The organism is Pelagicoccus enzymogenes, assembly GCF_014803405.1.
GTDB classification, from domain to species: domain Bacteria; phylum Verrucomicrobiota; class Verrucomicrobiia; order Opitutales; family Opitutaceae; genus Pelagicoccus; species Pelagicoccus enzymogenes.
Map to the genome: position 1 here is coordinate 56,066 of NZ_JACYFG010000013.1, position 15,174 is coordinate 71,239.

The 15,174-nt window shown below is 55.8% G+C and carries 12 protein-coding genes and 2 tRNA genes; all 14 read right to left on the minus strand.

Annotated features, from left to right (window positions below; all coding sequences use genetic code 11):
* Nucleotides 1-77: 77 nt before the first annotated feature.
* Nucleotides 78-2,648, minus strand: a complete 2,571-nt coding sequence (mprF, locus tag IEN85_RS09375; protein WP_191616835.1) for a bifunctional lysylphosphatidylglycerol flippase/synthetase MprF — start codon at nucleotides 2,646-2,648, stop codon at nucleotides 78-80.
* Entirely contained in the window at nucleotides 2,645-3,472 is an 828-nt protein-coding gene (locus IEN85_RS09380; protein ID WP_191616836.1) for an alpha/beta fold hydrolase, read from the minus strand. Before IEN85_RS09380 ends, mprF begins: the two co-directional genes overlap by 4 nt.
* A 112-nt stretch (nucleotides 3,473-3,584) precedes the next feature.
* A complete protein-coding gene (locus tag IEN85_RS09385; RefSeq protein WP_191616837.1) occupies nucleotides 3,585-4,232 on the minus strand; it encodes a hypothetical protein in 648 nt (215 codons plus the stop codon).
* A 41-nt stretch (nucleotides 4,233-4,273) separates the two neighbouring features.
* Nucleotides 4,274-7,141, minus strand: a complete 2,868-nt coding sequence (locus IEN85_RS09390; protein ID WP_191616838.1) for a hypothetical protein — start codon at nucleotides 7,139-7,141, stop codon at nucleotides 4,274-4,276.
* Nucleotides 7,138-8,109 carry a PulJ/GspJ family protein gene (locus IEN85_RS09395; protein WP_191616839.1) on the minus strand — a complete coding sequence of 324 codons (972 nt, stop codon included), beginning with the start codon at nucleotides 8,107-8,109 and terminating at the stop codon, nucleotides 7,138-7,140. Before IEN85_RS09395 ends, IEN85_RS09390 begins: the two co-directional genes overlap by 4 nt.
* Nucleotides 8,106-8,537 carry a hypothetical protein gene (locus IEN85_RS09400; RefSeq protein WP_191616840.1) on the minus strand — a complete coding sequence of 144 codons (432 nt, stop codon included), beginning with the start codon at nucleotides 8,535-8,537 and terminating at the stop codon, nucleotides 8,106-8,108. Before IEN85_RS09400 ends, IEN85_RS09395 begins: the two co-directional genes overlap by 4 nt.
* A 28-nt stretch (nucleotides 8,538-8,565) precedes the next feature.
* A complete protein-coding gene (locus IEN85_RS09405) occupies nucleotides 8,566-9,423 on the minus strand; it encodes a pilus assembly FimT family protein (protein ID WP_318186600.1) in 858 nt (285 codons plus the stop codon).
* Nucleotides 9,420-9,968 carry a type II secretion system protein GspG gene (locus IEN85_RS09410; protein ID WP_191616933.1) on the minus strand — a complete coding sequence of 183 codons (549 nt, stop codon included), beginning with the start codon at nucleotides 9,966-9,968 and terminating at the stop codon, nucleotides 9,420-9,422. Before IEN85_RS09410 ends, IEN85_RS09405 begins: the two co-directional genes overlap by 4 nt.
* 168 nt (nucleotides 9,969-10,136) lie before the next feature.
* The gene (locus IEN85_RS09415; RefSeq protein WP_191616842.1) at nucleotides 10,137-11,261 is read right to left on the minus strand and encodes a protein-glutamate methylesterase/protein-glutamine glutaminase; all 1,125 of its coding nucleotides are present in this window, start codon (nucleotides 11,259-11,261) and stop codon (nucleotides 10,137-10,139) included.
* Between the two features lie 128 nt (nucleotides 11,262-11,389).
* Nucleotides 11,390-12,355, minus strand: coding sequence for a tryptophan--tRNA ligase (gene trpS / locus IEN85_RS09420; protein WP_191616843.1), 966 nt, complete (start codon nucleotides 12,353-12,355; stop codon nucleotides 11,390-11,392).
* A 157-nt stretch (nucleotides 12,356-12,512) separates the two neighbouring features.
* Nucleotides 12,513-13,190 (minus strand): acyltransferase, encoded by a 678-nt coding sequence (locus tag IEN85_RS09425; RefSeq protein ID WP_191616844.1) that lies wholly within the window; start codon nucleotides 13,188-13,190, stop codon nucleotides 12,513-12,515.
* Between the two features lie 190 nt (nucleotides 13,191-13,380).
* Nucleotides 13,381-13,456: transfer RNA gene (locus tag IEN85_RS09430), tRNA-Gly, on the minus strand.
* A 37-nt stretch (nucleotides 13,457-13,493) separates the two neighbouring features.
* Nucleotides 13,494-13,569 (minus strand) — tRNA-Gly (locus tag IEN85_RS09435).
* A gap of 213 nt (nucleotides 13,570-13,782) precedes the next feature.
* Nucleotides 13,783-15,147: a sigma-54-dependent transcriptional regulator gene (locus IEN85_RS09440; RefSeq protein WP_191616845.1), complete on the minus strand. Its 1,365-nt coding sequence runs from the start codon at nucleotides 15,145-15,147 to the stop codon at nucleotides 13,783-13,785.
* Between the last annotated feature and the right edge of the window lie 27 nt (nucleotides 15,148-15,174).

The window sequence follows — 15,174 nt, forward strand, 5'->3', positions numbered from 1 at the left end:
TCCCCCTCCGAAAGCCCGGCGGAGGGGCGGCTGCCACGCCGTCCTCGCTGCAAGGACAAAACCGAGAGACAACTCCCCTACGCTGCCGCCCCGCTCGCTTTCGCGGGACGCGAAGAAACCACGCGGGTAACGTCGGCCGTCACGAAGGGCAATCGCCAGCTTCCCGGGCTTGCCACGTAGATCGGCTCCCACTCGGGATTGAAGCGCTCCTTGTAGGAACGAATGCCGCGGAAACCGTAGAAGTTCTCCCCATGGTTGAAAACCAGGTCCAGCAGCTTGTGGGCGATGGGCACGGCGTTCCCGACCGTGATTCCCGAGAGCGGCGCCACTCGGAGGTCGAAAAAGCTGAAACCTTCCGCCTTTGCCCATTGAATCAGCTCGACGAACAGAAATTCCATGACGCTGGGTGGAGCCAAGTGGGTGTAACGCATCAAGTCGATCGATAGCTCCTGCCGCGACTTGGTTTCCCAAATGTTCGTGAAAGCCACGATTTCACCCTCGACCCGAACCACCGCGATACGGAAATTCGCTAGGTACGCTTCGTCAAAATATCCGAGCGAAAAGCCCTTTTCCTTAGACTTCTTGGCTGTCAGCCACTCATCCGAAATCGCCCGCAGCGTCTTCATCTCCAGTAAGGCATCCGCTTGGCTTAGCACTTCGAAGCTGCAGCCTTTCTTGGCTGCTCGCTTCAAACGAGAGCGCATACTCTGCCGCTTGGAACCCTCCAAGGTGAAATCCGCGAGGCGAACTCTCGCAATTTCGCCCACCTTCACCGGGCGTAGGCCCACGTCGACGTAATTGAAGAGATGGTCCTTGCTGGCTTGGTAAAACACGGGTTGCCCGCCAAAGCGGGCCGCCGTCTCGCGAAACTCTCGAATCAGTTCCTTGAACGCCTGCGGGTCGCCAACGGGGTCACCCATGGATACCCATGTCTTCCCGCTGATCCGGAACATGATGAAGGCGCTTTCCTGCTCGTTGAAGAAGAATCGCTTGTCTCCCATGAGAGCCAGGTTCGCGGAAGCGACCGAGCTGGTCGCCAGGATCCGCTCCACCGCTTCGCGCTTTTTCCAAAAGGGCTCGCCGGCATCTGGACGGGCGGTGTGGATGAGCTTGTAGCCAGCCAATAAAAATCCGAGCAAAGCGATTCCGAAGGACGTGCGCAGGAAGCGCGGCTTCTCCCCATCAAGCTCGAACTGCCACCACGATTGGTCCTCGTAGGCACCATGGTGGTAGACAAAAAGGCCGAGGTAAATCGAGCTTCCGACCGCTAGCAGCACCGCCAGAACCGAGCCGGATTCCATGTTGAGGTCCAGAAGCGATGACTTCCTGTAGAAATACCTGCGGCAAGGGGCCAAGATCCCAGCCATCACGGCCAGCACCAGGCCCATTCCTATCCCGTCGCCACGCAACAAGGATAACGGAGCTGCCACGCAAAGTACGAGCAGGGTCAGATAGTAGGCGCTGTCGATCTTCCGCTTGATTCCGTAGGCCAAGAAAAGAAGGACTAGCCCGATCAAGCTGACCGCGAAGTGCGAGAGCTGTATCAAGGGCAGCGGAAACAAGCCCTCTAGCCACTCAGCGTGCAAAGTGTTGGACGGAAGGGAACCGGCGAGCAGCAACAGCAGCCCACCTGCGAAAATGAAAGCGGACAAAAGTCGCGGAGCAATCACGCTGAGCCATCCTTGAGCTTTGGCCATGCGCGGCCCGGCTACGCCCATTACGGACTTACCCTCCAGCACTGCAAAGAGCGAACATGCCACCAACAAAGGCAGCAGGAAATAGATAGCCCGGTAGACCAGCAAGGCCGCGAGCAGTTCGTTGTTGTCTGCGCTCGTGGGCAAAAACAGCAGGAATACCGTTTCAAACACGCCGATACCGCCAGGGGTGCTGCTCACCAGTCCTCCAAAAAAGGCGATACAGAAGATGCTCGTGAACGCGAAAAAGCTAAGGTTCTGGTCGGGGATGAGAAAATAGAGGGCCGTCGCGGCTGCAACCGTATCCGCTACGGTAATACCGATCTGCCCGATGCCCGCCTTCCAGTCGGGCAACGCCAAGCGTCGTCCCCAGAAGGAAAGTCCGCTTTTCGAAAAGCGACAAGCAAGCACGTAAGCTACCCCCGCTAGGGCCATCAGCAGGCCGACCGGTCGAACCAGCGCGTCCGGGATCGGATAGGCTCCGTCGAAGGACACTTCAGAAGCGCAGAGAGCGACTCCCGCCAATACCGCCAATCCCAACCAAAAGCTGACAGACGCGAAGACGATCAGCTTCGCGATATCTTTGGGACTGTATCCCCAGCCTTGATACATCTTGTAGCGAACCGCCGATGAGCTGACGATGGACAAGCCGACGTTGAGGCTCAGCACATAACTGTAGAAGGCAACCAACAGGGTGCGTTTCCAGTTCTGCCGCTTGCCGATGTAGCGCTGGCCCAACCAATCGTAGCCCCCCATCAATAGATAGCTAACTGCAGTGAACAATACCGCCAATCCGATGGACAAGGCCGAATAGGACTTCACCGTGTGCAAAATACTGCGGTAGTCGAACTTCGAGAGGTTCTGAAACAGCAAGTACATCAAACCGACGACCAATACCGTCACCGCGAGCGTAACCATTCGTTTCTTCCATGTGGTTTGCCCTCGAGAGTTCATGCCTTATTCTCCTTTTCTACGGAGTCGCCTGCGACCAAGGCTGCGATCTCCTTCGCTATCAGTTTGGGGTGGGATTGGATCAAGGCATGACCTCCGCCAGGAACGGGAACCAGCTTTGCGTTGCGCCCCGAAAGACGGGACGCGATGTATTCAGAATTTGCGAACGGGATGGTTCGATCTTCCTCGCCATGCAGCAGGGTCACTGGAACCTTGCAGCGATCCCAAAACCTGAGCAATTGAGCTAGGTATGTCGTGACGGCCGACATTTCCTTGGCCGACTGCACGTAGTGGCGAGGGAATAGCCTGGAAACGTACGGAATCAGCAACAGCCGATGATACCAGCGACACTGCACTTCATCGGGGCTAAGCACTCCGGCAACGAGGACCAATCCCCCGAGCCTCCCAGGCACCGCAAGCCTCTCGGCCAAAGCCGCCGCGAGGGCTGCCCCATAGGAGTGCCCCACTATGAAAAGCGACCTCTCGCTTTGAGCCTCAGCCTGCAAGACCGTTTCGAAGGAAGCGAGCTGCCCTTCCCAATCTTCAAGGGAGTCGCCAGCCGCATTTTCGCCGAAGCCGAGGCGATCGAGGGCAACCCTCTCGCAATCGAAACCAAGTTCCGCTAGTTCACGCCAGACCGCTTCCCAGTCGGAAGCGGTTCCCGGAGTTCCGTGAATAAAAAACACGACACGGCCACAATCCGTCTTGCCGGACCGCCGCGCGACGAATGGGCTGCCTGCAGCTGACGCGAGAGCAGTGGCCGTCATCGCTGAGGCCGCTACTCTCGCATCTCCGTCTTTTGAGAAAGCTTCGATTTTATGCTGCATCGAGAGTGGTTACACTTCGTTTTGCAACGAAGCTTAGAGTGACTTCTCTATCGGCCCCAGTCCTGAGCTCATGTAGTCTAGGCTTTCACCCCTGCGCACTTTCTCCAAGTTTTTACCAGATCGTCTCTACCACCACCTTGAACGATCCTGCCACCGGAGGCGGCTTTACCACGAGGAGCTTTGGCGAGTACTGGTCGGCCACGAAGCGCGCGGAGTAGACGATTTCCTTGCGCCCCTTCCAAGGAAGCGAGAGCTCCAAAGTCATTGGCACAGAGTACTCTCCCTCGAAGCAAAGGATGTCGGTAGCCCCCACTTCCACCGGAAACTCGAAGCGTTGCATCTTGGCGTTTAAGGGCACTCCCGTGAGGTTGAGAAAGCGAGCGCAGCGCGGTCCCCAGACTGCAGGCGACTCATCGAAAACCAGGTAGTCGTACTCGGGGGGTGAATCTCCCCCATTTTCCTTTTGCAGGAACACGACGAGGACGCGCTCCGCCCCCGCAGGCCAGGTGACCTCGCCCAGCCCTCTCCTTTCAATCTTTCCCCGGGCGTTTAGCGACTGAGCGAAAAACGAGAGCCGCCCCGGTTCCGAAGCCAGCGTGACTGGCCGCGACTTGCGGTCGGGCACAAAAACCAATTCGACGAGCTCGTCCCCCTCCACGCCTTCGCGCTCGAAAAAGATGCCCTGAAAATCCCCATCCCCATAACCCAGAACCCGAAAGCTTGGCTGAGCCTCCTCCTGAGCCGAGAGCTGGCACGCCAACAGCAAGGGAACAATTAGGAAAAGTTGTCGCAGCAACCGCCTCATATTTCCGAAGGCGACAACCAGCGGAAGGCCACCACTTCAAATTTGCGATCGATGTCAGCGGTCGATGCTGGCACATCGTCGCCGTATTCTTCATGTGTCCGTTGCACGATCGCTTCGCAGTACGCCTTCGCCCAAACGTTGGTGGGATCCGCCGGGTCCACCGCATCCCCGTAGGCGCGTACCAGAAAGGTATCGCTGCGCACCGAAAGGATGCCCGAAATCAAGTTCAAGATCGTCGACTGCCGAAACTCCGCCGGCGTGCCCGGAATGACCCAGGACGGGTTGATACGAAGGGTCGTCTCCTCATGAGAATCAAGAGCCTCGATGGCGTCTTGCAACACCCCCGAATCGACGAATTCCTCCAACGAGTCAAAAGGGTTGTTCGGACTGGCTCCAACGTAACCTCGAATCTCCTTAACGATGAGTTTCGCCAATTCCTCGACTTGCGCCTCAGTCAGGGAAAAAGCGTTCTTTTTTAAGCTCAAGCGTATCGCTTCTAGTGACTCGATCGTGGGTGCAGTCCCAGGATCAAGGACATTCATATCTTCACCCCCCAAAGGGTGGTTCATAAATAAAAAAGTACCATCAGGCAAAATATCCTTCCAATATGGATGCTGCGAAACCGGAGATCCTTTCAATATCGCCTCCCAAGCATCGGTAGAGGTCGAATGCACATTGAACATGCCATGCACCCAAAGGTCTTGGGCTGAGTCCGCAGTATAGCTAGCCACTCCGGAACGGGGTCGATAATTGGTATTTGGCAGACTGTCACCGAAATCCCAAGCAGTGGTTCCTGGCGGTATGCTAGAGAAGAAGTACTGATCAAAAAAACTGTTTTGGTCGCTAGACGCAAAAGCTTCGCCGATCAACGGGGCTAGCGCATCCCGCCGTACACCTGTTGCAACACTAAGCTGGCCGACGTTGGTTAGAGCCTGCTTGGGTAGCTTTAACAACGGAAAGTCAGATTTGGATGCTTCTAATGTGCTTGTTTCGCCAAACAAAACATCAGCAGCAGTGGAGAACACGGGGTTGATATTGACGTCGGCAGCTGCATCGGCCTCCCACCCCTTCAGGATCGCAGCGTCCAAAGATAGATCGAAAAGCTGGGTCGTTTCGCCGAGCGGAAAGGCAAGGTCATCAAATTCCCAACTGAAACCAAAACGAGGAGGGGTCACCACTGCCGGGTTCTCAAATAGAGTCTTCGAAAGCACAAATTTTGTAGGACTGTAAACCAGCAAATCCGATCCTTCGTCTCTTAATTTAACACTTAGGTCGACATCGCTCGCCTCACCAACCAGGCCAACCTTGACGTAGAAGTGACTCAACGCTTCGGGCAGAGTAATACTTGAGGTATGAACGACAGCCCTAGTGAGATCCACCGTTCCCGACGCTAATTCATAAAGCACTCCGCCGCTACCATCCTCCAATGGACCAGACAAGAGAGTGATTTCTCCTGCCCTCATTCGCTTTGAAGCATCGGAAATCGAATCAATCGAAAACGAGAGAGCCGACGGCAGATCCACGCTGTTCAATATCAGATTGGGAGCGCCTTCCGGCGTACCGTCATTCAACCAAACCGAAAGGCTAGTTGGCAGTCCTTCTATGAGGACATCTAGATTGCCATCGCTGAACTCGATTGCATTCACGTATGGGTTCCAAAGTTCTACTGACGCTTCTACCGAAACCGATATATCGGAAGGCCCAGCTTCAATCGACGAGAAATAGATAGCGTAGTTTAGATTGAACTGCGTGATTGCCGGAAGCACCCCCAACGATTCGACTCCTGCAGTCCTCAGGCTGTAAGTAAAGTCATCAAATTGGTCATAGGAAGCGAGATTCGCTGTATGGAAGTTTGAATACGCTTTGTAGGCTTGATTGTAAACACTGCCAGATGGCGGCTCCGCTAGAGAAAGGTCTAATTTCAATCCACCATTCTCACTATCCACCATCAATCCCTTCGATAGCGGTGTGAAGTCATGAAAAAAGTCTTCAACATTGGCCTGCTCCAAATCGATTAGATATCGATCATCTTGCAAGTCGTCAGAGCTGGTATCTCCAAAATCCGAACGAAATTGAAAATCGCTCACAAGAGATTCAATCCTAACAGGATTAGTAGGAGTTGTAGATTCGTCGTTAGTATCGACTGTCTCAATTTCCGGTTTTGATATCGTCATCTGCCGCAACCGATCTCTCTGATCTTTCAAGATGTATTCGTCATCCGGAACATCCGGATCAGGGTCTATGATCACGCCAATATAGTTGTCATGCGCTACCTCATCCAACTGATCGTACCACGCGTAGCTCGCCTTTACGCCGAGGTCCCCTATCCAGTATCCGTAGTTGCCAATGGTTCGCGCTGAGTCATCAGCGAAACCATCCACGCCTTTCATCGCAATCGATTCGGTAGGAACCTTCACTTTCAACAATGGATTGTCACCTACTGTCCCTTCGCCAAGAAGCTCTACTTCTCCTCCTGAAAAAGCACCAGTCGGCAATGCCGTGGTACCGTCCAACTTACGCGTAACCAACCAATTTACGTTTCCAGAACCTTGGCTTGCACCCGTCCAAAATGGTTCCCGGGCAGCACCGATGCGTTCCGCCTTAAAGTCTTCTGGTTCGGCTGCGCTTAACGTATCGGCAGTAAACGACACGGCGATATCTTTGCCCATTTCCTCCTGCAATTCCGCTATCGCAATATCGAGCGCGGCTCGAGCATGCTCGCGAGCCAGTCGCACCCGTTGATCGTAACTCGCGGCTGCAGTCTGCAGACGCGTAACAACAACAAGCGACGCTCCAAGCAAAAATATCAGGCCCGCTAAAGCCGCGACCAAGACAATCGCAAAACCTCTACGCTCTCTTGTCATGGAGTATATCCTTTCGGTTCGCGACCTGGAAGCCGAACCATCCGTTGGTAAAGTCGACTGTGTTTTTCGACAATTTCATTGTAGTCGGATACAGTTTCACCTGCTTCAAGGCGAATGAGCAAATCGGCGCCAACATCATCCAAAACGCGTAGAAAAACCTCGGCTACCTCTGGATAGCGGCTGCCAAAGTTGTTTCCCGTTAAAGTGGAGCCAAGGTGTTCCTTGTCGTTTATATCCAAATTCCCATTGGCATCAGCGGGAAAAACCAGACGCAAACCGCGTGGGGAATCATCAGTTCCCGACATCGATTCGTCGAAGACGTATAGACGCAATCCAAAGTCAACGACATCCTCCAGGATGGCGGAGTCTAGTCGTGGGCTGGCAATGGCGTTCGCTGTGGTTCCATCCTGATAATTACCGTTCACGATGTCGAATCCCCCTGCTATGGTATTGTCTTGGCGAATTAGGCTTCGATGTAGAAGGTAGCGATCCACCGATGAATCCCCAAAGGCGGGTCTTCGAATAACCTGATAACCAACGGCATTAAACGAGGGAGCTGCCGTAAAAAAACGGAGCCACGAGCCAGCCCAACCATAGCGGTGTTGCCCCGGATCAAAGTGCCACTCAGCTGGTCGAGCACTCTCGTCAATATCCTGCCAACGATTCGAAAAGCTAACCTGATAGGGATCGTCATCACCCTTGGCGATCGCCGATAAAGCAAACATCGGAACCGCATTTCCTAACGGATCCTGACGCTCTTGAAAAATGGCAGCTTCTAGATCCATGACGATTCGATCCAGCGCAATTTGTGCATCGAGTTCCGTGTCCACACCACCCTCCGTATTGCGCCAAAGATCGGCGAGGCTTGCGGCAAAACTGAAAACGAAAAACGCGATCACCGAGGTAATGGCCAATGACACGACAAGTTCAACCAGAGTGAACGCACGCCTTTTTTTTGGTGTCATCATTTCCTGAATACCGTGGCAAAGAATAATTGATTCCTTTCGCCCAGCTCATCGGACTTGTAAGGCCAGATTACTTCATAAACGACAATGCGATAAGGATCAGTTGAGTTGTAGGAATACCCTTCTGGTTCCCGCACGAATATGCGATAGTGCCGATCGTTATCTACATCCAACGCACCAGATTCGATTTCGATAAAACGCAGATCCCGACTCCCCACAAAACTAAGATCTCCATCCGTGGGGATAAAACCAGAGGCGAATACACCCTCCCCCGCGAGCGCTCGCAGGGCCGTATCCACGCGAGCCTTGAGCTCTGACGCAGCACCAGTCGCCATTTGTTCCTTGCTGCTACCAACCGCCATTGTCGCCAAGCCAATGGCAGGCACTGCAATAAGAGCCAACATCGCCAAGGCCACCACCACTTCGAGCAAGGTGAAAGCAAGCCTAGTGCCTCTCCTACTATTGGTCATCGACTAAATCTGCCTCCCGCGTCTGATAGCTCGATCCATTTCGCTTGAATGCGATCCCGATGTAATCGTTCACGTTCGTTACACTCAAATTACCACTCACCATTCGACCGTTCGCCAGCACCAGTTGGTTTGACAGAGGAACCAACCCTCCGCCACCACCCCAATTTACGGTAGATAGCCTTCCGTTAGGAGCGAACTGAATACAAATCCAATCCGGTTTTCCAGCAGTGTTTTCGGGGATTCTGTCCTTCAAAGGGTAATCGAAGGCGTAAACCGCCGTGTCGTCGGTCGTATCGCCATTTGCCTTGCGATAAACGCTACGTCGCCCCGTCTCCGGCCACCCTGAAGGGAATTGCACTCCCTCGCCCTGAGGCACCAAGTATATGCCCTCAGGAAGCAAGGCACCGCGGTCAACGGCCTTGACGTATCCACTTTCTGGATCCTCGATCACCACCCCTATTCGCCTCAAGTAGGATTCTGGGTCGTTGGGGTCGGCGTTGATAATCAAGCGGGAATGCACGCCGTTGGTGATGGCTTGGGTGCGAGCGACTCGCACCATGGAGTGCAAGATGTCCGCTCCTTTTTCCAAGGCCCGGTCTTCCGTCCCGCGAGCGATCGAGTAGAAACCGATGCCGGCGAGCACGCTGATCACTGCCATGGTAACCAGAAGCTCGAAAAGAGTGAAGGCAGCCTTTGCCCGAACAGTCCTCTTCGAGATAGGGCTGGAGCTTGGGCCACGCCGCATTGCAGGATGAATGGATTCGGCAAGACGCGGCAGGGCGCGAGCGCCAGCTGTACAAAGGCGCCTTTCGGGAATCAACTGATCTTTGAGCTTTGCCGAATTCATTGGGCAACAATGTCGTCCTCCGTGCCAAAGCTTCCGTCGGGCCCAGCTGAACTTAGTTCGTATCCAAAAAGCAAATCGTCACTCTCGTTTTTGGGTTCCGGGTCATATTGGTAGGCCTTGCCCCATGGGTCGATTATGGAATTTTTTTGAACTCCCGACAGTGGCAAGCCCGCCTTCCCGTAGCTCAGCAGCGAGGTGTTGAGCATCACGGGAATTCCAGACCCGCTGATGATGTCTCCCGAAGGTCCGATCTGTCCGCAAAGCGCATTGAGCAAGTACTCTTCTTCCGTGGAAATCGTGGCGTTCGAAAATGTTTCCGGCATCTCCGGATACCTTCCGAACCTCGCTTTGTAAGCCTCTAGCCCCTGCTGGATGACCTGCAGGTCCGCTTCGGCCCGATCGAACTTCGCGGTGTTACGCTGGGAAAAGAAGACCGTTCCTCCGATGCTCACCAATATGGCGACGATGGCCGTCACCACCAAGAGTTCCAGCAAGGTAAAGCCTTGCTGGAGTCGGGTGACGGGCGATTCGGGAAACGAGTTCATGAGTCTTTCAGGTTAAGGTATCACCTCCGGCAGCCAATCGTCACCCCTCTGGGCACAATCCGTAGCGCTGAACCGAGCCAAAGGCGACAACCCTCACTTCAGCCAGCGTTCTTCTTGCTGGACCTATTCTCCGCGGTCGCTGGCTAGGGTTCGAAGACGACCCTGCTTTTACCCTTGAATCTTGGCCAACACGCGCGGGCCAATCTTTTCCAGCGGCAGGGTTTCGTGCACGCCGCCATGCTTGATGGCTTCGTTGGGCATGCCAAAAACGACGCAGCTGTCTCGATCTTGGGCAAAGTTGTAAGCTCCGGAATCCCGCAACTCTTTCATGCAAATGGCTCCGTCGTCGCCCATTCCGGTAAGGATGACGCCCACCGCGTTGCGACCGGCACTGAGGGCAACCGAGCGAAAAAGCACGTCCACCGAGGGGCGATGGCGGCTCACGAGGGGGCCATTCTTCACTTCGACCGTGTAGCGGCTGCCCGCGCGGCGCAGCGTCATGTGGTGCGAGCCGGGAGCGATGAGCACGAGGCCCGGTTCGACCAGGTCCCCGTTACGGGCTTCCCGCACGCGTACCTTGCAGGTCGCGTTGAGGCGATTCGCAAACGACGCAGTGAAGCCTTCCGGCATGTGCTGCACCACTACGATTCCCGGACAATTTTCCGGCATCGAGTCCAGGAAGACCTTGATCGCGTCGGTGCCGCCTGTGGAGGCCCCGACAGCGATGACCTTCTGGGCAGTCACGGGGATGTTGCGATAACCATCGAGGCTCGGCGGCGGAATCACTTCGTCCGGCGAAAGCTTGGCTCGCGGCACGAAGGCCGGAGGTGGAGCCTTTTGCTCCGATCGACTGGACACCAGGCTTCCCGAGCGCGAACGAAAGCGGGCGACCGCAGCAGAGCGTATGACGTCGTGGATACGCAACTCCAGTTCGTGCATGACCTCCTTGGTAGCGGCCCGCGGCTTCGCAATGATTTCTACCGCTCCGTTTTCCAGGCACTCGAAAGACGTTTTCGAGCCCTCCTCGGTAAGGCTGGAGCACATGATGACCGGCAACGGGTGCTGCACCATCAGCTTCTTGAGGAAGGTGATTCCGTCCATGCGCGGCATCTGAACGTCTAGGATCATGACGTCCGGCGTTTGCTGCTTGAGCTGGGCAACTGCCTCAAAGGGATCCGCGACCGCCGCGGTCACTTCCATGTTTTGCCCGCGATTGACGATATCCGTAAGGATTCGCCTCGCCGTCGGCGAATCGTCGACGATCATGACGCTGATCTTGCTTGGGTCCGGCATAAAGAAACGAAAGGTTTAGCTAAGAGAAATCAAGAGCAGCAAAATACAAGCCTAAGGGACCGATTGGGAACCTCGTCCTCGATTTCCAACTTACTACATCGGCTCCGATCGCAATCGCTTCACAGCCTTTATTGGAGTCCGCAGGCAACCCGAGCGCGCTTGTTCACGGCCGAGGCGATTCCGCGGGCTTTCTCGGCTCCCTCGCGGAGCACTTGCTCGACGTAGTCCATGTTAGCCAAAAGCTCTTCGCGACGCTTGCGAGCTTCCGCAAAGTGATCCCAGTAGCATTCGAAAAGTTTCTTCTTCACATGGCCATAGCCATAGCCGCCGGCCTTGAGCAATTCCACGGTTTCCGTGTAGGTTTCCTCGTCCGCGACGTACTTGAGAATCTGGATGGCGTTGTTCTCCTCCGCGTCCGGCTTGGGCTCGTCCATGCCGCGGCTGTCCATCACGATGCTCATGATGCGCTTCTTGATAGCCTTCTCCTCGCCGAAGATGTCGATGGTATTGTTGTAGCTCTTGGACATCTTACCACCGTCGACTCCGGGCACCTTGGCGACGTCTTCCCGTATCCGGGGTTCGGGTACTACAAAGGTTTCTCCGTAGAGGTCGTTGAACTTGTTGGCGAGGTCACGCGTCACCTCCACGTGCTGCTTCTGGTCCTGCCCAACGGGTACCACGTCAGCATCGTAGATCAGGATGTCGGCAGCCATGAGGACTGGATAGGCAAAAAGGCCATGGTTGGGTGAAATCCCCTTCGCGATCTTGTCCTTGTAGCTGTGGCAACGTTCCAGCAAGCCCATCGGACAAACGGTAGAGAGCATCCATGAGAGCTCCACGTGCTCTGGCACATCGGATTGCCTGAAAAGCACCGCTTTCTTAGGGTCCAAGCCGCAAGCAAGGAAGTCGATAGCCACGCGCTGGGTGTACTCCCGACGCAGGTTGGCGTCGGTCAACGAGGTCATGGAGTGGTAGTTGGCGATGAAGTAGTAGGCCTCGCCCTGCTCCTGCAGGTCGATCGATGGCTTCATCATGCCAAAATAGTTGCCGGCGTGAAGGATGCCCGAAGGCTGGATGCCTGAAAGAATTCTCATGTCTAAAGTGCGGTGGGAAAGCTGGGGGAGTTTGCGGCGGCAGGCGGCGGGTTCAAGCGAAAGGTTTTCCGAGCGCGCGGGAAGTGTCCTTGCGGCACGATCTCGAACCATTTTTCGCGGGGCAAGGTCGCTTCCTAAAGATCGTATTGAGCCCCGCCTATTCCGGACGGTCAACTTGACGACTGGCAGGTTTGCCCAGAAGCATGCGCCCTTCGCCTAGGGTGCCCACAAATGGAATCAAGGGGCCCACGATTGCCTTGCGACCAAGGATGGAACCGGGGTTGAGCACGGCATTGCAACCGACCTCCGCGTCGTCTCCCAGCAAGGCTCCGAACTTGCGCATACCCGTATCCACCAGTCCATCACCTGTCCTCACTTTGACCGGCTTCTGGTCCAGTCGCAGGTTGGATAATATAACGCCGGCTCCCAGGTGCGAGCGATTGCCCAATACCGAGTCTCCGATGTAGGAAAAATGGGGCGTCTGCACGCCTTCCAAAAGCAGGCAGTTCTTGTACTCGCAGGAATTGCCCACCACGGACCCGGCTCCGATGATAACATTGCCGCGAATGTATGCCCCCGGGCGAATCTGAACTCCCTCGCCAATCCAGACCGGCCCCTCGATCGAGCAAAACGGCGGCAACTCCACCGACTCGTGGATGAACACCTTGCCCTTGATCGAGACGCCTGCTGGGATTTTCTCCGGCAAACGCTCCTCGAATCCGGAAGCCAGCGCCGGCTTGATCTGTTGAATCCACTCCCAAGGCAGCGCATTGGGAGCGAAGAAATCGGCAAAGGGGATGCTGTCAGGAAAGGAAAAGAGGTCGCTTGCTTTCACGCGGCGCATTGGAGCTGCAACCTCCCCGACGCACAAGCCCGAAACAGAGCCTTGGCGTCAGTATGCCAAAGCTGGAGGGAGGACTTCTACGTCGTCCGCGCCTTGCTCTCCTGCGATGAGGACCGGGTGGAACCGATCCCTCCAGCAACACAAAAAAGCCTCCCCGGGTCCGAGGAGGCTTTTCAAAAGGTGGAGCGGGCGAAGAGATTCGAACTCTCGACAGCTACCTTGGCAAGGTAGTGCTCTACCAACTGAGCTACGCCCGCATGCAATGAGGGTTTCGCACCCTCCCCGGAGGGAAAGTGGAGCGGGCGAAGAGATTCGAACTCTCGACAGCCACCTTGGCAAGGTGGTGCTCTACCAACTGAGCTACGCCCGCCTCATTGAAGAGGTGCGTCAGAATCCATTTCAAAGACCTCAAGTCAACAGAAAATTCCGCAAAAATTTCAGCCCCTCGGAAAGGCCCAAAAACCGAGCTCGGAAACAATACAAACCAAGTGGCGCGGCTTCTCCGAAGACGCTCTCCCTCATGGACCAGAGCTCCCCGATGGCGTCGCCAAACGAGCCTCGCCCCTCAAAAGCCCGCTTGCCCTTAGCGATCCACCACGTCGAGCTCGGGCCACTGCTGCAGCTTCCGGTGCAAGGTTCGCCGCGAGATCCCCAGCAAGGCGGCTGCCCGAGTCCGATTCCCGCGGGCGTCGGCCAACGCTTCGCGCAGCAAGCGCTTCTCGTTCTCCTCCTTGTCGAGGGGCGAAACGATCTTGCCCGAACCGTCCACCGACGGGCCTTCTCCCCGAAACTTCGCCTCCAGGTCGTAGTCGTGGATGACGCCGCCTCGATGCAGCACCACAGCGTTCTCGGCGAAGTTGCGCAGCTCGCGAATGTTGCCCGGCCAGGCGTAGCGACGCAGGGCTTGAATCGCTCCCGGCTCGAAGGTGGGTGGCTCCATTTCGTTTTCAGCCGCGAATTCCTTGAGGAAGTGGTTCAAGAGCAGCGGCAAGTCTTCCGCCCGGTCCGCCAAGGAAGGCATCCGAATCTGAACGACATTGAGGCGATAGTAGAGGTCTTCGCGAAAATCCCCTTTCGCTACCATTTCCAAAAGATCCTTATTGGTTGCCGCGACCAAGCGCGTGTCGACCTTGATGGACTTGCTGCTGCCCAATCGCTCGAAAGTGCGCTGCTCCAGGAAACGCAGCAGCTTCACCTGCGTAGAGAGGTCTATTTCACCAATTTCATCGAGAAACAAGGTTCCGCCTTCCGCCATCTCGAAGCGACCGATGCGCCGCTCGGTGGCGCCGGTAAACGCACCTTTTTCGTGCCCGAACAACTCGCTCTCCAGCAGGGCCGCCGGCAAGGCCGCGCAGTGCACCGCCACGAAGGGCCCCTTGGAGCGATTCGAGTTTTGGTGAATCGCCTGGGCAATCAGCTCCTTGCCGGTACCGGTTTCGCCTTCGATCAAGACGCTCGCCCTCGAGGGAGCCACCAGCTTGACGCGATCGATCACCTTGGTCAGCTCGGCGGAGTTGCCGACGATGCCGTCAAAGTTGAACTTCACGTCCAGGCGCTCGTGCAGTTGAGCTACCTCCGTTTCCAAGTCCCGCGACTTGAGCGCCCTCTTGATCAGAATCTCCAGCTTCTCGATATTGACCGGCTTCGTCAAAAAGTCGTAGGCGCCTCGTTTCATCGCCTCCACTGCAGAATCGACGTCTCCGTAGGCGGTCATCATGATCACGGGCGGTCGATTCGCGAGGGCGAGGGCCTTGTCGATCACCTTCATGCCCGACTTCCCAGGCATGCGCAGATCCGTCAAAACCACATCGAAGGACTCCGACTCCATGAGGTTAAACGCCTCGTCCGCGTTCTCGGCGAGGTAGATGTCGTAGGATTCCTCCAAGACTTGCATCAAGCCTTCGCGAGTATGCCGCTCGTCGTCAACAATGAGAATAGTTGGCACCATGCCGCAAACCTAGCTCTAGCTCGGGGA